Here is a 24101-nt window from a genome sequence, read left to right on the forward strand (position 1 = left end):
CTCGTGCGGTTTTCGCGGTGAGAGCAGACTAGTGGATGCCGCTGGAGCCGAAGCCGCTGGAGCCGCGTTCGGTCTGTTCCAGTTCGTCCACCACGGTAAAGGTTGCGTGCTCGTACTTCTGAATGATCAGCTGGGCGATACGGTCGCCGCGCTGCACGTGGAAGGACTTGGTCTTGTCAGTGTTGAGCAGGGTGACCATCAGTTCGCCGCGGTAGCCGGAATCAACGGTGCCGGGTGCGTTCACAATGGTGATACCGTTCTTGGTTGCCAGGCCGGAGCGCGGGTGCACCAGACCAACGTAACCTTCAGGCAGGGCAATTGCCACGCCGGTGGGGACGAGGGCGCGTTCGCCCGGCTCCAGTTCGAAGTCGATGCGGGAGCGCAGGTCAGCGCCGGCGTCGCCGGGCTTTGCGTAGGTGGGTGCGGGCAGCTCGGGGTCGAGCAGCTTAATGTGGACGTTTACGGGGGTCATCATGGTCAATACTCTAACCTTTCGCGGGTGTCTGTGCCATCACCTCGCGCTGTGTTGAGGCTCTACTGCGGGGTGTTTTCGTTGTGTGTTCGCGTTGAGCGCGTGCCACAGCGTGCCGTGTTGGGGGCGAACGCGGCGCTGTTCTTGCGCGCGCTTTCGCATACGCGCTTTCACATGCTCAACGGCACATACTCAACGGGGCGGGTGCACTCGGCACTCGCCCCGTCATGAGGTGTATGTCGGGTGGGTGTTAGCCCTTCCCTAAAGTTTTAGCCCTCGCACTCGATGCAGTAGGACAGGCCGCCCTCTTCACGTGCAATCTGCGAGCGGTGGCGCACCAGGAAGCAGGATGCGCAGGTGAACTCGTCGTCCTGAGCGGGCAGAACAACAACGTTCAGCTCCTCGTTGGAGAGGTCAGCACCGGGCAGCTCGAAGCTTTCTGCTGCGCTGTTCTCGTCTTCGTCCACCGCACCGGACTGCATCTCGGAACGGCGGGCGTTCAGCTCCTCGTAGGACTCTTCGTTCTGCTCTTCGTCCTGCTTGCGAGGTGCATCGTAATCAGTTGCCAAACTTTCACGCTCCGTTGGTTCTGTGGCTGTGTGTTGGACTAGGCCACGCTGGTTTATTGAGTGCTCTAGGTGCCGCGGGTGTGTAATTAACCCCGACGGCATGCCAGGTATTGTTCACCATTGGCACCCTATTTGTCTAATCCTGGGTAGGCTTTGGACTGTTTAGGCGTCACATTTTATCTTTTTCAGTGCGGAAAGTACATGTTTTTTTGGTGAAAATCCCGCCTCCGCTACTGATTTACCGCGCTTTCACGGTACCCTGGTAGGTAGTTTGCGTTCCGTGCAACACATTCACGAACGCGTCCGGTTCACCTATGGAGGTTCTCATGCTTGAACTGCGTCTGATTGGCGTTCACGATGACGGCGAAAATCTGGTGCTTGAGTCTGCTGACGGCACCCGCTTCTTGCTGCCGATTGACGCGAACCTGCGCACGAGCATCACCAAGGCTCGCCGTATTCAGCCCGCCCGCGGTCTGGGCGCTAAGGGCACCTACGGTCCGCGCGATATTCAGACCCGTTTCCGTCAGGGTGCCTCCGTTGAGGAAATCGCTGAAGAGTCCGGTTGGGAGCCGGAGCGCGTGCGCCGCTACGAGTGGCCGATCGTTGCTGAGCGTGCCCACATTATTCGTGCCGCTCAGAGCGTGAAGATTGGTCGCCGCAGCTCTGCTTCGGGTACCGCACAGATTCCCGTGACCCTGAGCGCCCGCATTGAGGAAGTCTCCGAGCGTTACGGTTTTGAGGACGCAACCCAGGACTGGACCACCCGCCAGCAGGAGAACGGCCAGTGGCGCGTTGAGGTTGATATTGCACTGAAGGATTCGGTGCGTCAGAACCTGCCCGCGCAGGTCGTCTTCCCCGCACGTTGGGTGTACAACCCGGCGAACCAGGGCCTGTACGCGTCGAATGAGGCAGCGTACTTCCTGATGGGCAATAGTGAGGACGCTGTTGCCGCCGCCGCGAAGAAGGCTCCCGTGGAGGTTCCTCCCGCCCGTCTGCCGAAGGCACCCGAGCCCGCACCGGCACCCCTTACTTCCTCTGAGAGCGCTGACGAGCGTAAGCTCAAGGAGCTTCTGGAGCGTGCCCGCTCGGTGCGCCCGGCACAGGTTGAGGAGCCCGAGGTGTTCGTGCACCGCGAGCCCGCCCAGCCCGCTGCGCCTGTAGCTCCTGCTGCTCCCGAGCCCACCGCAGAGACCACCGACCCGCTGGCTGTGGATTCGGAAGCACCCGCTGAATCCGTTCCGGTCGAGTCCTTCACCCTGCCGGCACCCATCGAGGACGCACCCGCGGCTGAGGTTGCCGAGGCGCCCGTTGCCGAGGCGCCGGCCACTGAAGCACAGCCTGAGCCCGCACCCGCAGCTGAGCCCGCCTCCGAGGAGAAGCCCAAGCCTTCCTCGAAGAAGCAGCGCGTGAGCGTTCCGGCTTGGGATGACATCATCTTCGGTAGCCGCAAGTAAGCGGCCGCCCTCGCGCCGCTCAATAAAGGGCATCTAGGCAGTAGCTTCTAGGCAGGGGCTTTAGGCCGGGCTTTAGGCAAGGGCATCTAGACATACGAAAACCGCTGGTTATTCACCCGAATAACCAGCGGTTTTCTATGCCCTCTGATGCTTTAGAAGACTAGTACTTTAGAAAGTCTTGAGCATGCGCAACGGCACCAGACGCTCAGCGTCCGTCAGCGAACCGTGCTGACCAACCATGTGCAGGGCACGCTCCTGATAGTGGCGCATATCGTACAGCGCCCAGTCGTCGCGAGCGCACACCATCAAATCACCAATGCGGCCGCGCGCCGCATCCGTAATGACCGGACCAAAGTAGCCGGCACGCATCAGTTCACGAGAGTCAATCACCCAGGCGCGCTCGCCCCAGTACTGCGCCCAACGCTGAGCGGTGGCGGTGCGTGCCGCCTCCGAAGTGTCTTCGAGGTACAGGTGCACGGCACGAGGTTCACCGGCGGTCATTGCGATGTTGCGGGTCAGCTCCTCCACGCCCGAGTAGTCGATGCGCTGATGCTCGGGCACGTTCACCATGCCGTGATCGGCGGTCACGAAGAGTGCCGCCCACGCCGGGGCGCGCTCCGCCAGACGCTTCAGCGCCGAGTTCAGCTCCTCCAGCTGCTGCAGCCATTCGTCACTGCCCACGCCGTAGCGGTGGCCCGCCGCGTCAATCTCGCCCCAGTACAGGTACACGGTGGTCGGGGTGCGGCTGGATAGCGCCTCCAGGGCGTAGGTGACGCGGGCGTTATAGCCGACGGCGTCCACGAAGTCACCGCCGCGCAACGCCGCCTCCGTCAGGCCCGTACCGCGGTACTTACCCAGCGAAATGGTGAGCACGCGGCGGTTTTCGTGGTGGCGTTCCAGCACGGTCGGCAGCGGTTGCCAGGCGTGCGGGTCCACCGACTGGTCCCAACCGGACAGGTGGTTCATGACCGAGCCCGCTCCCCCATTGCCAGCCGGGTTGCGCACCTCGTAACCGGCGATGCCGTGCGCGCCCGGTGCCGTGCCGGTACCCAGCGAGGTCAGGGAGGCGGCGGTCGTGGTGGGGAACGCGGCGTCCAGCGGACCCAGGTTCAGGGTCTTACGCAGGGCGGGCGCGTAGCCGCCGTAGCTATTGATGAGCTGCTCGCCCAGACCGTCCACCATGACCACGCAGGCGTGACGGAAAGACGCCGGGTCAACGTCCTGCTCCGCGAGGCGACCGGCAAGGTTCAGCGGGTCGGCTACGGAGTTGAACGCCGGGTCGTCGTCCAGGGCGTGCGCGGGGCGCGCCAGGCTTCGCTGAGCCACCAGAGAGGAGGCGGACTCCAGCACATCGGCGATGCTATTGCTGCCGTAGGCGGGCGCGGGGGGCAACGGCGCGCCCAGAACATCGTGCAGAGTGGGCTGTTCGGTGCGGGACGGGGCCGTCATAGGTTCCTCTCGGGGTGTTTATCGGCGGTGCTTATCGGTGCTATTTATCGGCGGGTTGCGTACATGCGGGCACGGTGCAGTGCACGCGCAAAATGCTGCGCACGCTGAACCGACTCCGGGCCGTCAGCGGTTGCAGAAACACGCACTGCAATGTCCTCGCGGCGCGCATCGCCGGTGAAGCCGTGGTCGGCATTGCACTGCGGATCCTGGCAACCGGCAGGAGCCAGCTCCATGTGCAGCGAACCGGTCCAGGCAATCTGGAAGGAAATCTCAGTCGGGGCGGTGCTACCGGCGTTGTACGCCTGCGGCTGGCTGAAACCGTAGCTGATGGTGACCGCGTTCAGGGCGCTCAGGTGCACCGCCTCCACGCTCACATGCGCCACGGTACCCTGCGCGTCACCCTCAAGGTGCTGGTCGTCCAGGTGCGCAAAGATGACGTGCTCACCGCAGAGCACCATCACGGTGATGTGGCGGTGAAAATCATCGCGTGAGAAGTGGGTTTCATGCTGTACGAAGTGCGCGTCCGGGTTCATGCCCGCCAGCGCGTCATCCACCACTTCCAGCACGAGGTCGGGGTAGAAACCGGCATGCTTAATGTCTGCGACCAGTTGCTCGCGTTCGGGGGTGGTGGCGTACATCGTACCTCTTTCGTGCGGTGCCTTCATGAGGCGACGTCGGTCGGCGCACACGATGAAGGCGGTTAGGTATTACTCCCCTCTACCTTAGAGGGTTCCAGCCGGGCTATGCTACTTGACCACGCTAATACATGCGCATATGACGGCATGCACTCCCCCGGTACGCTTCGGTTACTGCCCCGCAACCGGCTTGGTGTACCCCACAGATGACGCTGACCCGCCAGCCCGTCTGACCCGCTCCCACCCGCTAAAATAGGAGGAGCGAAAACACACCGACACGAGGAGATATATGGCTCGCCGATCCAAATCCGCCGTCAGCGACTACCCGGTGGATGTGGTAGAGAATATCGTCGACATCGACGTATCCGCCGAGATGGAAACCAGCTTCCTGGAATACTCCTACTCGGTGATTTATTCGCGTGCCCTCCCCGACGCCCGCGACGGCCTCAAGCCCGTGCAGCGCCGCATCCTCTACATGATGCAGCAGATGGGTCTGCGCCCCGATAAGGGCCACGTCAAGAGCGCCCGCGTGACCGGTGAGGTCATGGGTAAGCTCCACCCGCACGGCGACGCCGCAATCTACGACGCCATGGTGCGCCTCGCCCAGCCCTTCGCGCTGCGTCTGCCCCTCGTTGACGGTCACGGTAACTTCGGCTCCCTCGACGATGGCCCGGCAGCCGCCCGATACACCGAAGCACGCATGGCACCCGCCGCGCAGGCGCTCACCGCGGACCTCGAAGAAGACGTGGTTGACTTCGTACCGAACTACGATAACCAGTTCATGCAGCCCTCCGTGCTGCCCGCAGCGTTCCCGAACCTGCTCGTCAACGGCACCACCGGCATCGCGGTCGGCATGGCAACCAACATGGCACCGCACAACCTGCGCGAGGTCATCGCAGGTACCCGCCACCTCATCGCCCACCCCGAGGCGACCCTCAAAGACATCATGAAGTTCATCCCCGGCCCCGACCTGCCCACCGGCGGCACCATCGTGGGTCTGGGAGGCATCCGTGACGCCTACGAAACCGGCCGCGGCACCTTCAAGACCCGCGCGAAGGTCTCCATCGAGCAGGTCAGCCCCCGCAAGCAGGGCATTGTCGTCACCGAACTGCCGTACATGGTCGGCCCCGAAAAGGTCATCGAAAAGATCAAGGACGGCGTCAACTCCAAGAAGCTCACCGGCATCTCCGACGTGGTCGACCTGACCGACCGCACCAACGGCCTGCGCCTCGTCATCGAAATCAAGAACGGATTCAACCCGGAGGCGGTGCTTGCCGCCCTCTACAAGCACACTCCACTCGAGGATTCCTTCGGCATTAACAACGTGGCGCTCGTGGACGGTCAGCCGCAGACCCTCGGCCTGCTCGACCTGATGCGCGTGTACATTGACCACCGCCTGAACGTGGTCCGCCGCCGCACCGAATTCCGCCTGGGCAAGCGCACCGACCGCCTGCACCTGGTGGAAGGCCTGCTCGTGGCGATCCTCGACATTGACGAGGTCATCCAGATCATTCGTGAATCTGATGAGACCGCCCAGGCACGCGAAAAGCTGAAGGCTGTCTTCGACCTGACCGACACCCAGGCGAACCACATTCTGGAGCTGCGTCTGCGCCAGCTCACCAAGTACTCCCGCCTGGAACTCGAAGCAGAACGCGACACCCTGCAGCAGGAAATCGCGGAATTGCAGCGTATCCTCGGCTCCGATGCGGCGCTGCGCGAACTGGTCTCCGAAGAGCTCGCAGAGGTAGCCGAACGCTACGGCACCGACCGCCGCACCCAGCTCAAATCCAAGGACGACATGCAGGTCGCCATTGAGGCGGTCACCGCGCAGTCCAAGGCGAAGAAGAGCCTGGGCCTCGCCCTCGAAATCGCGGATGAGCCCTGCTGGGTGCTGCTTTCGGCCTCCGGCATGATGGGACGAACCCCCGGCAAGCCCATCCGCGAGGCGCTCGTGGATCCCGGCAAGCGTTTCAAGCACGACGTGTTCACCTCGATTGTGCCGACCACCGCGCGCGGTGAGATCGGTGCCGTGACCTCTGCAGGACGCATGGTGCGCCTGTCCGTTATGGACATTGCGGTGCTGGACGAGAACGGTGGCACCCCTTCCATGGCGTCGGCGGTGAAGGCAGCCGAGCTGGTTCAGCTCGCCAAGGGTGAGAAGCTGGTCGCCCTCGTACCGCTGAACACGGTGCTGGCGCTGGCAACCGCGGGCGGCGTGATCAAGCGCCTGAACCCGGATTACCCGCTGAACCAGACCGAGTGGGACATCATGAAGCTCAAGGACGGCGACGAAATCGTAGCCGCCGCCCCCTGCCCCACCGACGATGCGGTACTCACCTTCGTCACCCGCGACGCGAAGCTACTGACCTTCGACGCGGCAAAGGTCCGCCCGCAGGGACGCACCGGCGGCGGTATCGCAGGCATCAAGCTTGCCGATGGCGACCGCCTCATCGCCCTGGGCGTGACCGCGCCCGGCGACGCGGCGGAGGTCGTAACCGTCACCAACGGCAAGGACGGCCTGGCAAGCGCCAAGGTCACCGCCCTGAGCGAGTACCCGCAGAAGGGCCGCGCGACCGGTGGTGTGCGTGCGCACCGATTCCTCACCGGTGAGAGCCAGCTGGCTCTGGCGTGGGTGGGCGTGGGCCCGGCGAAGGCGGCGTCCTCCGGCGGTGTGGCTCGTTCCCTGCCGACCGAGCACGGTGCCCGTGATGGTTCCGGTGTGATGCTTACTCAGAGCATCGGCATTGTGGGCCCGAACTATGCGGCTGTTTCTGCTGCGCTGGCGGTTAGCCCGGAGGGTGAAAAGCTCTTCTAGGCGCGCCGTTCACGGACTTTCGACCTTAGGTTGCTAACGAAGCCGGGGAGGACGAAGCAGGGAGCGACGAAGCCGCGAGGAACCTGCGCGCATATAACGCGCAGAGATATGAACGCACAGAAAGGCCCCGGTACTGATGTACCGGGGCCTTTCTTCATGTGCAATCCCGCATGTCGTGCCTGCCAACAGGCACGTTTAGAGGCGAACCACCTCATCGCAGCGGGCAATATCCTCAGGACGGTGCGACACCAGAACCGTAGCCACGGAGCTGGAGCGGGTCGCCGCATCCAGGTCAGCCATCAGCGCGCGAGCAGACTCAGCGTCCAGGTGCGCGGTCGGCTCATCCAGCAGCAGCACCGGCGAGTTCACCAGCAGGGCACGAGCAACCGCCAGACGCTGACGCTGACCGCCGGAAAGGAAGGAACCGCCAGCACCCACCGGGGTGCGCAGGCCCTGAGGCAGAGTGTCAAACCACTCGCCCAGACCCACACGGCGCAGAACCTCAATCAGCTCTTCCTCGCTCGGGCGATCCGAACGGTCACGAGCCAGCATCAGGTTACCCTCAAGGGTCGACTCAAAAATGTGAGCCGCCTGCGGGCACCACGCCGCGTAGCCGCGCAGCTGCTCACCTTCCAGAACCTCACCGGAAGCCAGCACGCGGCCGGACTCCAGCGGCAAGAAGCCCAGAACGGTTGCAAGCACGGTAGACTTACCGGAACCGGAGGGGCCGGTCACCGCAGTCCAGGAGCCCGCGCGGGCGTTCATGTTCAGGTCGGTGAAGACCGGGTGGTCCATGCCGGGCCAGCGGGCGGCTGCGTCCTGCAGGCTCAGTGCCGGGGCGGGGTCGGTGACCTTCACGCCGAGTTCCTGCGGGGTGCCGCAGCTGACCAGGGTGGGTTCGCCGGGCTTCGGCGGGCGCACAGCCTTAGAATCCGACTGAGCGCCAGCCTTAGAATCAGTTGCAGATTCGGGGCGGTCAAAGCGGTGAGCACGCTGACGGTCAGCTTCCAGCAGCTCCTCCATCTCAGCCTCCGCGCGGGCACGCAGACGCTCAACACGACGCGGCAGAACGTGGGTGTCCACCTCAGCCTCGGTCGGCACGGAACGCTTCAGGGTCGAGACGGCAACAATACCCTCCAGGGATACGTTACGCACGCTCGGGGCAATCGTCGCGAGCAGGCGGCTGAACGCGGGCCAGGAGCGGACCGCCTCAACATGACCCAGGGAGCTTTCCAGCATGCCGGTGCACAGCAACACCACAATCGCCGCTTCCGGGGCACGCACGGTGCCGTCAACAGCCAGCGGGTACGCAATAATTGCGCTCGCCAGAGCCGCACCGAACCAGCTGAGGGTCACGAGGGTACGACCCACGCCCTGAGCGGTCGAGCCCTTCTGCAGGGCGGACAGGTTCTCGGCGTCCAGGGCGCCGTTAGCCTTCTCAGCGGTGGTTGCCACGCCGTTAGCGCGCAGGTCCTCAGCAGCCGAAAGCATGCCGGTACCCAGGCGCAGCATCTGCGCGGTGGAGCGGCGAGCCAGCGCCTCCGCACGGGCATCGGCGCGCAGCACAATCCACGGAGCCACAAAAGTGCTGACCAGCACGGCAAGTAGGACCGGAATCAGAGCCTGCGGCAGGATGCACGCGGTCGTAATCAGCGCCGCAGTCATGACCAGCAGGTGCGCAGCCGGCGGAATAATAACGCGAGGCACGCCGTCACGCAGCTCATCAATACCACCCACAAGGCGTTCGAGCAGCGCGTCACCACGCAGCAGGGCACGCACGCTGCTCACGCTCTGCCATGCGCCAACCCAGGCGCGCAGACGCAGAATATTTGCGGCGGCAAGAACCTTCGAGTGGGTCATCAGACGCTCAGCGTAGCGGGCGCAGGCACGACCCAGACCGAAGAAACGCACGCCCACAATGGCGACCATCAGGTACATCATTGCCGGACCCTCGGCGGCGCGAACAATCAGCCAGCCGGACAGCGCGGTCAGTGCCGCAGCCATCAGGGAAGTAATCGCAGCCATAATCACCGGACCGGTTGCGGCGCGAACACCGATACCGGTCAGTTCCTTCAGGGTGCGCAGGCTTGCGAACAGGCCGGCAGGCTCGGCTTCCTCGACCTCGGCAGCTGCGGAGGCGCCCGCCGGGGCGGTGCTTTCTGCCTCGTATTCTGCCCGATCCTTGAGCAGGTGCGCGGGGGTTTCGGCAGGCACGGGCACGCGGGCGGTGTTCGCCTCAGCGGCCCAGGTGTAACCCTGAGCGGTCTGCACGGCACGAACGAGGGTGTCGCAGCCGGCGGCAAGCTCCTGCTCGTGGGTCACAATCAGCACGGTTGCGCCAAGTTCCGCTAGGCGGTGCAGGGCGCGGGTCACCAGGTATGCCGAGTAGGCGTCCAGGTGTGCGGTCGGCTCATCCACCAGGACGGTCAGCACGGTCTGCTCACCGCCGGCGCGGTAGATAGCCTCGGCACGAGCCAGGGTGCGTGCCACGGCGAGGCGGCGCGCCTGACCTGCACTGAGGGCACCGGGTTCAAGGGCAGTGAGCTTCTCCATGCCCAGCTGAGCCAGCGGGCCAACCAGCAACGCGGACTCAGCATCGGTGACGGACAACTTCTTGGAGTCCATCGCTTCACCGAGCAGAGTGGCTGCACGCTCACGCTCCGCCTCGGTGGCGCTCAGCGCATAGAGAGCCATTTCGGTCTGCACGGTGGGTGCGGTGAAGACCGGCGACTGCGGAATGACCAGGGTGGTTCCCAGACCGGTCACGCTACCGGTCAGGTGCACGGGCTCCTCCGAGCCGGTGGGCACCAGACCTTCACGCACGGCACCGGAGAACACGTTCAGCAGGGTGGACTTACCGCAGCCGGACTCACCCATCACGCCAATGACCGCGCCGCGTTCACCGTTGGCAGTGGCAACGCGACGGTTCAGGTTCAGCGACAGGTTAGTCAGCACGGCAGGACGCGCCGGGTAGCTCACCGACAGGTCCTCAACCGCGATGGTGGAAGGCTGAGCCTTCTGCGATGCTGCGCTTTGCTCTGCCGAGTCCGCAGCGGCGGCGGGCAGGGGCGCATCAATAATCTTCTGGGCGCTACGCAGGGCGGCAACGCCGTCCTCCGATTGGTGGTAGGCGGCACCCACATCACGCAGCGGCTGGTAGCATTCGGGAGCCAACAGCAGCACAAGAATTGCGGTGTCCAGGCCCAGGGTGCCGTTGACCAGGCGCACACCAATCAGCACAGCAATCAGCGCCACCGAAATGGTGGTGATGAGCTCCAGCGCAAGCGAAGACATGAAGGCGCTACGCAAAGTCTGCATGGTGCGTTCACGGTAACGCTGGCCGAGGGCGTTCATGGCGCGAGTCTGTGCACGTTCACGGCCCAGACCGATAATGACGGGCAGGCCGCGTACCAGCTCCAGAATATGGTCGGAGAGGCGGTGCAGTTCAGCCTGAGCTTCTGCGGTCTCGTCGCGGGTGTTCTTACCAATCAGAATCATGAACACCGGAATAAGCGGCAGGGTGCACGCCAGCACCATGGCGCTCATCCAGTCCAGGGACGCCACAACGACCCAGAGGATGAACGGCACAACCGCAGTGGAAACGAACGCGGTCAGGGTCTTGGTGTAGTAGTCGTCCAGGGCGTTCAGGCCGCGGGAAAGCAACACAGCGGTCGCGCCGGTACCTTCGGGGGTGTCTGCGCCACCGGTGGCGAGCACGCGCTTGAGCAGCGAGGAACGAATCTGAGACTTCGCCCCGGAGGCGGCACGCTGCGCGCTCACAGCCAGCAGGTAGTCGGTACCCGAGCGGACAAGCAGGGCAGCCACGGCGACCGCAATCAGGCCGGGGGTAATGGCGTCGCCGTCACCGAAGATGCCGCCGAGTCCGAGCAGCCAGCCGCCGTGCGCTTCCAGGTGTGCCTGGGCGGAGCCGGCGAACTCAACGTAGGCGCGGTACACGTCCGGCGCGCTCGTCTCCTTGAGGCGCGCGTGCTCGGCGGCAACAGCGGCGAAACCGGCGTGTGCTGCGCGGGCAATAATCACAGCCAAGGCGGCACTGAAAAGCACCGTCGCGATGGTGTGCACGGCGGTGATGACACCGAACGTGCTGAGGGTTTTACGGGCGTCAGGGCCCAGAGGTGGGCGGCGGTCAGTGCGGTCATTGCGCTTTCCTTCGGTCACCTCTGGTGCCTCAGTGTTCTGATGTTTGTCAGCGTGACGCGGTGTGTGCGTTCGACTCACGTGTTGTCCTTAGTCTTCTGCTGTTTTTACCTCCCATCAGTTTAAGGGTTGGGCTATCTAATACCTATTTGACCAGTCAGGTTTCAGGTAATTGGTTGGTCCTCACCCGGCGCTCACTCTAGCCGCGCATAGCGTCGGCGGGGCTCTTGCGGGATGCCACCCACGCCGGGTATGCCGAAGACACCAGACCGGTAAGGGCGCCAACGCCCACGCCGAGCACCACGAATCCGGGTGAGAGAACCGCCTGCCAGCCTTGCACGAGCGAAAGAATGATGGTCGCAATCATGCCGGAGCAGGCGCCGATGGAGCCGCCGAGCACGCCGAGCATGACGCCCTCCATGAGGAAGATGCGGGCAATCAGCCATTTACTCGATCCGATGGCGCGGCGCAGCGCAATCTCTGCGGTGCGCGATTGCACGGACAGATACATGGCGGTTGCCGCCGAGAGGGAGGCGAGCACCAGCAGAATACCGGAGAGCACACCCACGTACAGGCCCAGATCCGAGGCGATAGACGCGCGTAGGCTCTGCAGGTCGGAGGGGGTTTCCACGTTGATCTGGCTGGGTTCAGCGGGCTTGAGGGTCAGCGGAATTGCCTTGGCGACCGCTTTGCCGTAGCCCCGTTCGGTTTCGGCAATGTATGTGACCTGGCCGCGTCCGGTGCGCTGAAGTGTGCCCGGCGAGACAATGACCGTGTTCCTAAATTCGTAGCCGCTATTGCCGGGGTCGAAGAGGCCAATGACCGGCATCAGCTGACCTTCCACCCAGATGCTCACACCGGGTGCCACCTGCGGCAACCCACCGAGCTTAATGCCGTAGTCGACGGCGGGTAGCTCGCCGGGCCTGGGCTCGGTTGTGGCGTTATCTGCAGCCTTATCTTCGGGAATAATGCCGAGGGCGCGGGCAGCGGAGACCGACACAATAGCGCCGGAGAGCTGCTCGGAGCGTTCACGGTCGGCAACGTTCTGCTGGGTGAGGGTCGCGTTCATCTGTTCGAGCGCACGCAGGGTTTCGGGGTTCATGCGGGCACCGATTTGCTCGAGCCTGGTCTTCGAGGTGGAAGTGAGTCCAATCGCCGTTTTGGGTTCGTCCTCGTAGGGGCTGAACCGGGTGATTCGCACGTCGGCGGGTGCCACACTGCTGACGAATCCGGTGTTCTTCACGTAGTCCAGCGCGCTAATACGGTCGGCTACATTCTGCGCGGATTCGCCCTGCCGGTAGGTTCCGAGCATGTTCTGGTCATTGTCCCTGTCGCTGATGTAGAGCGTGGACTGTTCGGATCCGAGCAGGCGCTGGTTCACCTGGTAGCTGGCGGATTCGCTCATGCCGGAGGCGCTGATGAGTCCGCCCACGCCCAGTGCGAAGGACAGGCCCAGCAGCAGGGTGCGTAGCGGTCGGGAGGTGAGCGCAGAGATCGCCTCGATGCTGTCGTCGGTGAGGAAGCTTCCGCGGCGATGCGTAGCGGGCTTCTCCCCCGGTGCAAGGCTCGCGGAGGCGTCTACCGGGGCACCTACCGTAGCTTCTGCAGGGGTATCCGTTGCAGCCGACACAGCCTCGGCAACCGGCACCTCAGCAACCGGCACCGTAGCCGAATCGGTGCGGCTCTGCTCGTGCAGCCGCCCATCCTCAATGCGGATCACGCGGCGGGCGGCGGCGGCAACCTCCGGGTCGTGGGTAATCACCAGCACGGTACAGCCGGTCGCGTTAATGCGCTGAAGAATCTCAATGACCTTGGCGCTATTGTGGCTGTCCAGGTTGCCGGTGGGCTCGTCGGCAAGAATCAGCGGCGGGCGCGTGGCGAGGGCACGAGCAATGGCGCAGCGCTGCTTCTCGCCGCCGGAGAGGTAGCGGGTGCGGATGCTGGCGCGGTCGCTCAACCCCAGAAATTCTAGGGTTTCTTCGGTGCGTTGCAGGCGCTCGCCGTAGGGTACGCCCTGCACGCGCAGGCCCATGGAGGCATTGGTTGTGCTGGTTTCATCCAGCAGCATGTTTGAGGACTGGAAGATGAAGCCGAGGTGGTCTCGGCGCATTTCGTCGCGTTCTCTGTCGCTGAGTCCTTCCGTGTTTTTGCCGAAGAGGCTGTAGGTTCCGCTGGTGGGAGTGTCGAGCAGGCCAATGGCGTTGAGCAGGGTGGATTTACCGGAGCCCGACGGACCAATAATGGCGAGGAATTCGCCGCGTTCGACCACCAGGTCGAGGTGGTCGAGGACTGCTCGTTCGCTCCCCTCGAAAACACGGGTAATGCCGTGCATTTCGATAGCGGGCGCGGTACCGAGCCCGGCAGCAGGTGTAGCGGCGGACGCTACGTTGGGCGCAATTGTAGGCGCACGTCCTGGGCTTGTGTCTGGGGTTATCTTACGGCGGCTCATGAGACAAGCACCTTCTGTCCCGCGCTGAGGTTTGCGTTGATTGCGGCGTATCCGCCGGCGGTGCGCAGAACCTCAACGTTAACTCGTTCGGTGGCGGGCGCATCCTTGCTGGTCGAGGTGGAGCTTCCGCCCTTTTCAACGAGCACGTAGGTGCCCTGGGAGTCCTGGCGTACCGCGGTAGTCGGCACGGCGAGGGTGGTTGAGGTGTTGCCCTTACTGGTGATGGATGCGCTCTGCCCCGGAGTGAGCTTGCTCGGGTCGTCGGCGCTGAATCGCACGCTCTTTGCCGCACCCTTGGAGGGGTCGTTCTGCAGCTCACCAATGCTGGTGATGGTGCCCTCCACACTGCCGGTGGAAGTGCGCAGGCTAACGCGGTCGCCGGCCTTGAGCTTATTGGCAACGGAGAGCTCAACGCTGGATTCCACGTAGGGTTCGCTAGTTTCTACACTCGCGATGGGGTTGCCGTCGCTGATGAGCTGACCGACCGCGGCAACGGCGGTGACGGTGTGGCTGCCGCCGGGCAGAATCGCGTAGTTGCTGCGGGCAATGCTGGTGACCCCCTCGCTGGGCACGCCGGTCAGGTGCGCGCGGTGCAGGCGCGTGACGGCGTCGAGGGTGTCTTCGGTGACGGTGCCGCTTTGAGCGGTGGCATACCCGGCGGAGTTCAGTGCCTTCTGGAAGGCGAGCACGTCGTCGCCGTTATCGCCCAGGTTCAGGTCGCGGTATAGCGGTAGCGGCCCGTCCAGCACGAAGACGGGGTCGGCACCGATAATGCCGATGAAGTCACCAGCTTTGAGTACGTTACCGGGCTTCTGGTTCTGGTAGACGAGCACCGGCTCACCGTTGGTGCGTGCGCTAATCGGGGCGGTCTCTCCAGCCTTGGTGGTTCCTGCAATGGCGAGTCCCTCGCTGACGGTGCGTTCTTCGACCTTCGCCCAGACCGGGATCACGGTTTTCGCTTGCACGGTCGGGTCGGGGCCTGTTGCGGCGTAGCGGGTGCCAAGGTAGAAGGACAGCATGAGCGAGCCGATGGCGAGGATTGCCAGCAGCAGGAGCACGCGGGGTCGGGCGATGCGCTCGCTAAAGCGGTGACCGCTGTTTTGGTTCTGTGAGTGAGTGGTCATGGCGGTGTCTTTCTGAGCTGTTTTTGCGCTGTCTTTTGTGGTGCTGTCTTTCAGCGTCCCGGTTTACTGGTGCTCCATAACGTACTGCTTGAACTTCTCGTCACGCTCACGTTCTGCCTTGCGGTCCTGCTCAAGCTGTGACTGGTACTTGCGGATGAGCGGCATCTGGTACTGAGCTTCCAGGTCGTAGAGCTGCTTGCTCATGCCGACCTGCTGGTTACATTCGGCCTGGATGGTGGCGATGCGAATCTCTTCTTCGGAGGCGGGCTCGTTGAATCCGTTGTTCTTGCTCAGCTGCTCAGCCAGCGGGGTTTCCTCGGCGACGGAGCCTGCCGAGCGAGGGGTGAGGCCGCGGTCTGAGACGCACTGCTTCCACTTCTCTTCGAGCTCGCGGTGCAGTTTGCTACCGTAAACGGCGTTACCCGCCTCAGTAGAGATACGACTGGATGTGGACTGCCCTTCATTCTCGGGCCTCTTGCCTTCGGGCACCGCGGCCTCCAGGGTCTCGCGGGCCTTGGGGTAGCATTCGGTGCGAAGCTTGTCCTCGGGGCTCATGCTCTCCCCCGAGTTATAGGAGATGGGGGCGGCTGCGTTGTTGGGGTCTCGCTTCTGAAAACCGTACTTCTGGGCGTACTCGACGTTCCAGGGACCGTACTTTCGTCCCAAATCACCGCGGGGTGCGCTTTCAGAATAGGGAGCCTGGATGGTGTAGTTCTGCCCGTGTTCGGCAAAGCACTGCTTCATGGCAATCTGAAAGGCCGTGTATTCGTAGTTGGTGCGCTCGTAGTAGAGGTAATCGTCCAGGGGCATCTTCACGATGTCCTGTTCCGCGTCGAAGATGGCGTGGACGCTTTCGTCGCGTTCCAGCGGCGGGTTGAAGAGCGAGCAGGCGCTCAGGGGCATGATGCCGATACAGAACAGGGCACCCGTGGCGAGCAGGCGGCGGCGCGTGCCGGTGCGAGGGGTAGTTCCGGTGCGAGGAGCGGATGCAGTGGAGCTACGGTTGAGGGACTTCATCGTTGAACACCTTTCATAAGAGTGAGTTGCTCACCACATTACACTTTTTGCTCCTTGCCGCGCTCGAATTTCGGGGGGGGTGTGCACCAAAAATTTTTGCGCGCCCACTCATCTGCCGAGAGCTGCAGCCTCTGCGGGAATATCCTCTGTAGGAATAGTCCTCTGGGGGCATAGAAAAATCCCCCGAACTTCTCAGAAGAGAAATTCGGGGGATCCTTCAATCAGCTACATGCTACTTGGTCGGCAGTTCAGCCAGTTCGGTAGCGTCGTGAGCCTCGGGGATGTGATCCACGTGCAGACGCTTACGGAAGACCCAGTAGGTCCATGCCTGGTAGACGAACACGACCGGCAGACCAAGGCAGGTCACGAAGGTCATAACGCCCAGGGTGTACTCGGAGCTGGATGCGTTCGCAATGGTAAGCGAGTATGCCGGGTCCAGGGTGGAGGGCAGAACGTTCGGGTACATTGCGGTGAAGATTGCCAGAGCGCCGAATGCGAGGAACACGGACAGACCAGCGAAAGCGCGACCCTCACGGCCACCCTTTGCGGAGATCCAAGCAATCAGAACAGCAACCACAGCCAGGATGGTGCACAGCCAGGAGATGCCGTTACCGGTGGTGAAGTCCAGAGTCAGAACCCATGCAACAATCGGCAGCAGCAGGACGGGAGACCAGCGTACCAGGGTGTTGCGGGCACGGTGGCGGATGTCACCGTCGGTCTTCAGAGCGATGAAGGCAAGACCCTGAACCAGGGAGAAGCCAACGAAGCCCAGACCGCCGAGCAGAACCGGCAGGGAGATCCATGCGAAGGCGCCGCCGACGCGGTCGCCGTTCTCGTTGATGGGCAGACCCATGGAGGTCAGACCGAGCAGAGCGCCGACGAGCAACGCGATGAAGAAGGAAGAAACAGACAGAGCGATGTTCCAGTTACGGATCCACTTCTCATCGTTCTTCTTGCCGCGGTATTCAATGGCGACCACGCGCAGAATCAGGAAGACCAGCGCGAGGGTCAGGGGGATGTACAGAGCCGAGAAGAGGGCTGCGTACCAGATGGGGAATGCAGCAAACAGAGCTGCACCACCGGTCACAAGCCACACCTCGTTACCGTCCCAGACGGGGCCGATGATGTTCAGCAGCAGACGACGTTCCTTCTCGTTCTTGGTGAACTTGGAACCCATCAGCATACCGACACCCAGATCGAAACCGTCGAGAATCATGTACATGATGAGGAAGACGCCAATGGCGACGAACCAGAGGGTGGGCAGGCCAGGCTGACCGGCAAAGATATTGAAATCAAAGTTCATGGTGAATCAATCCTTACCCGCCTAGTAGGCGAACTCCAGCACATCGCGCTTGGACTTGTCGTTGGACTCGTCCTCGTGGTGCGACTGAACCAGCTCGGGCATTGCTGCCACCACACCGGCCTTGACGTACTTGATGAGCAGGTAAACCTCAACCACCATCAGCACGCCGTAGAGCAGACCCAGGGTGAGCAGGGAGAAGAGGATTTCTTCACCGGAAACACCCGGGGAGATAGCTGCTGCAGTGAACAGGTGAATCGAGGGGTCACCCTGAAGGTTCGGAGCCACAACGAAGGGCTGGCGGCCCATTTCGGTGAAGATCCAGCCGAGGGAGATAGCGAAGAAGGGAGCCAGGATGGACCAGACTGCAACGTTCTTGAGCAACTTGGACTCGGGGACGGTGCCCACGCCCTTCTTACGGGTTACCCACAGCGCGTAGAGATAGAAGGGCAGTACGACTGCACCCAGGCCAATCATGCCGCGGAAGCCCCAGTAGGAGACCTCGAGGGAGGGCAGGTAGTCAATCTTCTGACCTGCACGCTCACCGTAGAGCGGGTTGTTGGGCAGGTTGGTGCCGAACTTAGCTTCGTACTCGGGCAGCAGGGTCTGAATACCCTTCACCGGGGTGTCAAAGTTGTCGTATGCCAGGAAGGACAGCACGCCGGGGACCTCGATGACGGTGTGGATCTTATCGCAGCTCTGAGCGCCGAGCTCGCCGACGGTCAGAACGGAGAAGGCGGTGCCATCGTGGCACGCGGCTTCTGCAGCAGCCATCTTCATGGGCTGCTCGTGGATCATCATCTGTGCCTGCAGGTGACCGGATGCGCCGATACCTGCGAAGGCGAGGAGACCCACAACAGCGCCCAGGCGCAGGGACTTGAACCAGACCTGGTAGTCAGTCTTGTCACGTGCGCCCTTGTCGGACTCACCAACAACAACCTTGCCGTCAACGACCTTGTCGATACCATCCTTGCGGCGACGCCACAGCTTGTACCATGCGATACCAACCAGGAAGCCACCTGCAACCTGAATTGCGGAGGTGATGACGTGAGAGAAGGTCACCCATGCGAGGGGGTTCATCAGCACTGCGCCAATGTCGGTCATGCGGGGACGACCGTCAATCATTTCTGCGCCAACGGGGTGCTGCATCCAGGAGTTTGCAACCAGAATGAAAAATGCAGAAATCCAGGAGCCGAGAACAGCCATGAACAGGCAGAAGGCGTGGACTGCAGGCTTGAGGCGGTCCCAGCCGAAGATCCACAGGCCGAGGAAGGTCGACTCAACGAAGAAGGCGAAGAGGCCTTCCATTGCCAGCGGAGCGCCGAAGACGTCGCCGACGAAGCGGGAGTATTCACTCCACGCCATGCCGAACTGGAATTCCTGAACCAGACCGGTGGCCACACCCATAGCGAAGTTAATGAGGTACAGCTTGCCCCAGAACTTCGTCATGCGCTTGTATTCGTCCTTCTTGGTACGAACGTAGCGAATGTACAGGTAGGTCACCACAAGGCCCAGACCCAGAGTCAGCGGAACCATGAAGAAGTGGTAGACGGTGGTAATACCGAACTGCCACCTACCAAAATCAAGGGGATCCATTGATAGGTCCTTACTATGTGTGTACTTAATGTGTGCTTGTGCCAGATTTCGGGTAGTCCCCCGCCAATGGGGGGCGTACGAGAGTTACTGACACAGTGTCTCTCATGCTTCTAAGGTACAGGGTTTTCCTGAGGAGCTGTGAGTATGCTGTGCATAGTATGGACGTTTATTGTTTGACGTTTCGCTAAAGGTACCTTGGACGTTATCCCTCAGCATGCGGGTGGATTGAGGGACGAAACACGATGGTGCCTTGCGGGGTTGGGAGGTACTTTCGGAACCAGGGTGAAACTTTGCGGTTTTATATTATTTCTGCAAAGTTTTGGTGACAGATTCCTGAATTATGACAGGTGGTTCAAGCAGTACTCAAAGCTTAAATTTGCCTAAATCATACCAATTTTACTGAAACTTCCAAGAAATAGTGTGACTATTATCATGGAAAAATCATTAAATGTGACACGCCAGTCACCACTACCCCGCAAGGTACACCGCAAGCTACATATCGATGCTCTCAGCATCCAGCTGATGAGCACCCGCAATAATGAACTCCTTACGCGGAGCCACCTCAGAACCCATCAACAGAGAGAACGCACGCTCGGCAGCCTCCGCATCCTCAATGCGAATACGGCGCAGCATGCGATGACGCGGATCCATCGTCGTCTCAGCCAGCTGATCGGCGTCCATCTCACCCAGACCCTTATAACGCTGAATGGGTTCCTTATAGGACACCCCCTGCTCCCGCAGAGAATCCAGAAGCTCGTGCAGCTGCTTCTCCGAGTAGGTGTACACCATCTCGTTCGGCTTGCCGCGGCGCACCACCTCCACGCGATGCAGAGGCGGAACCGCAGCGTACACGCGACCGGCCTCAATCAGCGGACGCATGTAACGGTAGAACAGAGTCAGCAGCAGGGTACGAATGTGGGCGCCGTCCACGTCCGCATCGGTCATCATAATGACCTTGCCGTAGCGGGCAGAGTCCAGATCAAAAGTACGGCCCGAACCGGCACCGATCACCTGAATCAGCGCCGCGCACTCGGCGTTCGCGAGCACATCGGTCACCGAGGCACGCTGAGTGTTCAGGATCTTACCGCGAATCGGCAGCAGAGCCTGATACGAAGAAGAACGCGCCAGACGCGCAGTACCCAGCGCCGAGTCGCCCTCCACAATGAACAGCTCGGAGTGCTCAACATTGGTCGAACGGCAATCCACCAGCTTAGTGGGCATGGACGAAGACTCCAGCGCGGTCTTACGGCGCTGAGTTTCCTTATGGATGCGCGCCGAGACGCGGGTCTTCATCTCAGAGACGACCTTCTCGCACAGGGCGGTCGCCTGAGCCTTCTCGGCGCGGGCGGTCGACTCCAGGCGAGCCTTCAGCGCATCACCCACGACCTTCGACACAATCTGGCGAACCGCCGGGGTACCCAGAATCTCCTTGGTCTGCCCCTCAAACTGCGGCTCGGCAAGACGCACGGTCAGCACGGCGGTCAAGCCGGCGAGCACGTCGTCCTTCTCAATCTTGTCGTTACCCACCTTGTACTTGCGGGCATTATCGGCAAGGTGCTTGCGCATCACGCGCAGCAGGCCCTGCTCAAAACCGGTCGTGTGAGTACCGCCCTTGGGGGTGGCAATAATGTTCACGAAGCTGCGGACCGTCGTCTCGTAACCAATGCCCCAGCGCAGCGCAACGTCCACTTCGCAATCGCGCTCCACGTCGGTCAGCTGCGAGCGGCCGTCCTCACCCAGCACCGGCACGGTCTCGGTGAAAGATCCGCTGCCGCTAAAACGCCAGGTGTCGGTAATACGCTCATCGTGCGCCAGAAACTCGACGAACTCGCTAATGCCGCCGTCGTACTGGAAGACTTCCTCGTGGGGCTCCAACTCGCCGGGGGTGCCGGGCAGTCGGCGCTCATCGCGGATGCAAATACGCAGACCCGGAATGAGGAACGCGGTCTGGCGCGCACGAGCAGCCAAGTCCTCGTAGCTGAACTTAGCGTCGGGGGTGAAAATCTGCGGGTCAGCCCAATAGCGCACACGGGTGCCGGTCACGCCGCGCTTAGCGCGACCCACAATCTGCAGAGCATCAGTGCCCTCGGTTGCGGGAGTGAACGGATCTTCGGGCTTGGGGGTGCGGCCGGACTCAAAGAAGCCGGGAATGCCGTGGCGGAAGGACATCTGGTAGGTCTTCGAGCCACGGTCCACCTGCACGTCCAGGCGGGAAGACAGTGCGTTCACCACGGAAGCACCCACACCGTGCAAACCACCGGACGCGTTATAGGAGCCGCCGCCAAACTTACCGCCGGCGTGCAGCTTGGTGAACACGACCTCGACACCGGACAGGCCGGTGCGCGGCTCAATGTCGGTGGGGATACCGCGGCCATCATCGCGTACCTCAACCGAACCGTCACGGTACAGAATGACCTGAATGGACTGGCCGAAACCGGCGAGCGCCTCATCCACCGAGTTGTCGATAATCTCCCAGAGGCAGTGCATCAGGCCGCGGGAGTCGGTGGAGCCAATGTACATGCCCGGGCGTTTGCGTACAGCTTCCAGACCTTCCAGCACGGAGAGGTGACGGGCGGTGTAGTTCGAAGACGCCACGGGAATCCTTTCGGGTGAATATGTCTGCGGTGGTGAACGCGTGCCACCGGGCGGAGTGCGAGTCCGGCTCAAGTGCTACGGGGGCAGAACGACAGCGGGGCACGACGCGTGTCGTGCCCCGCAGAGCGTTCAACGTTCGGAACTCTATTCTAGCGTGGCTTGGGGAAAAGGGTGGTCAGGACGGTCACCGATGGTGCTGTGCCTGGTTCCCACGTTCACCCCGCTAGTGTGCCTCACCCGTGGCACGCGAGGAGCTCTCGTGACGGTTCGTGACCATGATATTGGACTTGAAGTAGAACTCTTCGGGAAGCTCATTCGTGACCGGACCGTGCGGGAACTCGCTGAGCTTCGGCACGAAGTACCAGTCCATCAGCTCGCCGCTACTCTGCTTGAGCACGCGGCGTTCCCTCATGGCGTGGTGTACCTTGCGGCGCAGTCGCGGGCTGTCTTTCAGGGTGCTAGTGAAGACCCACGGAGTCTCGTAGCCCTCGACAATCGTGCCGAAGGTGATGCGCAGGTTGCCGTTCTCGTCAGCGTCCATCGTGAAGTCGCCGTCTGCGATGTCGGTGAAGGCGAGCATCCAGCTGTGTCGGCGTTCGTAGCTTTCGCGGGTGGTCTGCAGCGCCGCAATGATGCGGTGGTCGACCAGCAGCTCCACCTTGCGTTCGGTGATTTCACCCAGACGAGCGTAGGAGCCGAAGGCTCGGTTTGCGCCGCTGCGGCGAGGCCACTTCGTCACCGCACCGTGCGGCACCTCCCCCGCAAAGGTGAAGGGGCCCGTCATGGTGCCGGGCAGACGCAGACGCTCAAACGGAGCCGTCGGCAGGAACGTTGTCAGCAGCTGGTCAGAGCTCACCGACTTACCCCAGCGTGCCATCTCAAAAACAGTCGGTTCGGGGCCCACCGGGTAGATGCGCGGCATCTTGCGCCCGAATTCGTCAAAACCGTCAATAAACTCACCGTTGGAGCTGTACCCGGGCATGGTCGCACCGAGCGGGCGAGTCCACGACCCCGAATACGGCTTGGTCAGGTGCGGGTTCTCCACCGGCAGGATGCAGGTGCGAGCGCCCAGGTAGGCGGGCATACGCGAGAGGTTACGCCAGGCGAACTTCGCGGCAACTGCTTCACGCCACCATATCGGGCGTTTGCCCGGGGTCTGCCCGCCCAGGCAGTGCATGAGCAACCAGAATCCAGCCCAGCCGAGGCAACCGGCGGCAACCACGCAGAAAATAATCGTCAGCACAGTGTGCAGGGTTCCGGTCGCCCAGATATTCGTGGCGATTAGAGCCATGAACGCCACCCACGCCGCCATGACGTACGGGCCGAGCGTAATCATCGGGTCGACCACCTTCACGGCGGCAATGACGCGGCGGTTCAGTCCGCGCCACACGTAGGAGTACGCCCAGCATCCGGCGGCAAGGGCGAGTGCCATCAGCAGAAGAAGGATGAGCATCAGTGTGTCTCTTTCGCTGCAGGTTTTTCTACCGCGGTCGGTGACAGCAAGCATCGGGCAGATGCAGCGTTGAAAGGCTCTTCAATAGCAAAACTCGCCTGCCGAAGGTACCTTCAACAGACGAGTTTCTTTGGTGTCACTAACCTTGAGGTAAAGCTTCTCACACTATTGTGCCTTTAATTGGTATCCCTGTGGGGGATTTTAGAGGGATGCGTGAAAAAATCGCACCCAACCCCGCATTTTCACCCAACAGAGAGGCACAGTCAGAGCGGCACAGCGAGTACGCTCTGGCGCCTCAGCGACGGTTTTAGACAGCGGTTTTAGGAGACCAGCGCGGCAGCAATCTGAGGAATCAGCGCCTCAAAAGCACGCGCACGGTGGCTAATCGAGTTCTTAATTTCGGAGGGAATCTCAGCGCAAGACTTGCCAGCGTACTGCCCCTCGTACAGGGCGTTCTCACCGTTCAGCTCCACGGGGCGCAGGATCGGGTCGTAGCCGAAGCCGCCCTCCCCCGCCGGTGCGGTCAGCAGCTCGCCGGGCAGCTCGCCGTACTCGACCGCCTCAAAACCGTTCGGGGAGGCAACCGACGCCGCGCAGCAGAACTTCGCGCCGCGGTGCTCGGCAGAAATATCGCTCAGCTGAGCCAGCAGCAGGTTCAGGTTCGCGGTGTCATCACCGTGGCTACCCGCCCAGCGTGCCGAGAAAATACCGGGAGCGCCATTGAGCACATCCACCGACAGGCCGGAATCGTCAGCAATAGCGACCAGACCGGTTGCCTCGGCAACAGCGCGCGCCTTCAGCAGGGAGTTCTCAGCGAAGGTCACGCCGGTTTCGGGAACGTCGGGGGCGTTCACGCTGGAGGCGTCAACCACCTGGGTGTCAACGTCCAGGCCGTCAATGCGTCCGCGCAGAATTTCGCGCAGTTCCTTGAGCTTGCCCTTATTGTGGCTTGCCAGAACAATCTTTGCGTCTGCCATAGTTTCTCCTTGTCGACGGAACTAATTACTGGGACGGG

General features: G+C 62.2%; 15 protein-coding genes. 2 read left to right on the top strand and 13 right to left on the bottom strand.

Going from position 1 to position 24101, the window contains the following annotated elements; translation table 11 throughout:
- Positions 1-28: 28 nt before the first annotated feature.
- Both dut and LPB405_RS01245 read right to left on the bottom strand, forming a co-directional pair.
- Positions 29-475: a dUTP diphosphatase gene (dut, locus tag LPB405_RS01240; protein ID WP_219101632.1), complete on the bottom strand. Its 447-nt coding sequence runs from the start codon at positions 473-475 to the stop codon at positions 29-31.
- 266 nt (positions 476-741) lie between these two features.
- Positions 742-1041: a DUF4193 domain-containing protein gene (locus LPB405_RS01245; RefSeq protein WP_005506382.1), complete on the bottom strand. Its 300-nt coding sequence runs from the start codon at positions 1039-1041 to the stop codon at positions 742-744.
- A 326-nt stretch (positions 1042-1367) separates the two neighbouring features.
- Here LPB405_RS01245 and sepH point away from each other — a divergent pair, with 326 nt between their 5' ends.
- Positions 1368-2495 carry a septation protein SepH gene (gene sepH / locus LPB405_RS01250; protein ID WP_219101633.1) on the top strand — a complete coding sequence of 376 codons (1128 nt, stop codon included), beginning with the start codon at positions 1368-1370 and terminating at the stop codon, positions 2493-2495.
- Positions 2496-2663: 168 nt separating this feature from the next.
- Here the strand turns inward: sepH and LPB405_RS01255 are convergent, their stop codons facing one another.
- Together LPB405_RS01255 and LPB405_RS01260 are read right to left on the bottom strand one after the other, a co-directional pair.
- The gene (locus LPB405_RS01255; RefSeq protein ID WP_219101634.1) at positions 2664-3944 is read right to left on the bottom strand and encodes an alkaline phosphatase family protein; all 1281 of its coding nucleotides are present in this window, start codon (positions 3942-3944) and stop codon (positions 2664-2666) included.
- A gap of 44 nt (positions 3945-3988) precedes the next feature.
- Positions 3989-4582 carry a DUF5998 family protein gene (locus LPB405_RS01260; protein ID WP_005506389.1) on the bottom strand — a complete coding sequence of 198 codons (594 nt, stop codon included), beginning with the start codon at positions 4580-4582 and terminating at the stop codon, positions 3989-3991.
- A 286-nt stretch (positions 4583-4868) separates the two neighbouring features.
- Between LPB405_RS01260 and LPB405_RS01265 the strand changes: the two genes are divergently transcribed.
- A complete protein-coding gene (locus LPB405_RS01265; protein WP_219101635.1) occupies positions 4869-7394 on the top strand; it encodes a DNA gyrase/topoisomerase IV subunit A in 2526 nt (841 codons plus the stop codon).
- A gap of 195 nt (positions 7395-7589) precedes the next feature.
- On the opposite strand, the gene LPB405_RS01270 is transcribed toward LPB405_RS01265, so the two are convergent.
- The 9 genes from LPB405_RS01270 to LPB405_RS01310 all read right to left on the bottom strand — a co-directional run bounded on the left by LPB405_RS01270 (position 7590) and on the right by LPB405_RS01310 (position 24063).
- Entirely contained in the window at positions 7590-11573 is a 3984-nt protein-coding gene (locus tag LPB405_RS01270; RefSeq protein WP_257604942.1) for an ATP-binding cassette domain-containing protein, read from the bottom strand.
- 178 nt (positions 11574-11751) lie between these two features.
- Positions 11752-14001 (bottom strand): ABC transporter ATP-binding protein/permease, encoded by a 2250-nt coding sequence (locus LPB405_RS01275; RefSeq protein WP_219101637.1) that lies wholly within the window; start codon positions 13999-14001, stop codon positions 11752-11754.
- The gene (locus LPB405_RS01280) at positions 13998-15125 is read right to left on the bottom strand and encodes an efflux RND transporter periplasmic adaptor subunit (RefSeq protein ID WP_219101638.1); all 1128 of its coding nucleotides are present in this window, start codon (positions 15123-15125) and stop codon (positions 13998-14000) included. The genes LPB405_RS01275 and LPB405_RS01280 overlap by 4 nt, the downstream gene beginning before the upstream one ends.
- A 63-nt stretch (positions 15126-15188) precedes the next feature.
- On the bottom strand, positions 15189-16142 hold the full coding sequence (locus LPB405_RS01285) for a hypothetical protein (protein WP_049340615.1): 954 nt from the start codon (positions 16140-16142) through the stop codon (positions 15189-15191).
- A 232-nt stretch (positions 16143-16374) separates the two neighbouring features.
- Positions 16375-17445 carry a cytochrome d ubiquinol oxidase subunit II gene (gene cydB, locus LPB405_RS01290; RefSeq protein ID WP_219101639.1) on the bottom strand — a complete coding sequence of 357 codons (1071 nt, stop codon included), beginning with the start codon at positions 17443-17445 and terminating at the stop codon, positions 16375-16377.
- 21 nt (positions 17446-17466) lie between these two features.
- Positions 17467-19038, bottom strand: a complete 1572-nt coding sequence (locus tag LPB405_RS01295; protein ID WP_219101640.1) for a cytochrome ubiquinol oxidase subunit I — start codon at positions 19036-19038, stop codon at positions 17467-17469.
- Between the two features lie 492 nt (positions 19039-19530).
- The gene (locus LPB405_RS01300) at positions 19531-21633 is read right to left on the bottom strand and encodes a DNA gyrase/topoisomerase IV subunit B (RefSeq protein WP_070543255.1); all 2103 of its coding nucleotides are present in this window, start codon (positions 21631-21633) and stop codon (positions 19531-19533) included.
- Positions 21634-21856: 223 nt separating this feature from the next.
- Positions 21857-23086 (bottom strand): peptidase E, encoded by a 1230-nt coding sequence (locus LPB405_RS01305; RefSeq protein ID WP_219101641.1) that lies wholly within the window; start codon positions 23084-23086, stop codon positions 21857-21859.
- A gap of 320 nt (positions 23087-23406) precedes the next feature.
- A complete protein-coding gene (locus LPB405_RS01310) occupies positions 23407-24063 on the bottom strand; it encodes a non-canonical purine NTP pyrophosphatase (protein WP_219101642.1) in 657 nt (218 codons plus the stop codon).
- Positions 24064-24101: the final 38 nt, after the last annotated feature.

The organism is Rothia mucilaginosa, from assembly GCF_019334805.1.
Classification (GTDB): domain Bacteria; phylum Actinomycetota; class Actinomycetes; order Actinomycetales; family Micrococcaceae; genus Rothia; species Rothia mucilaginosa_C.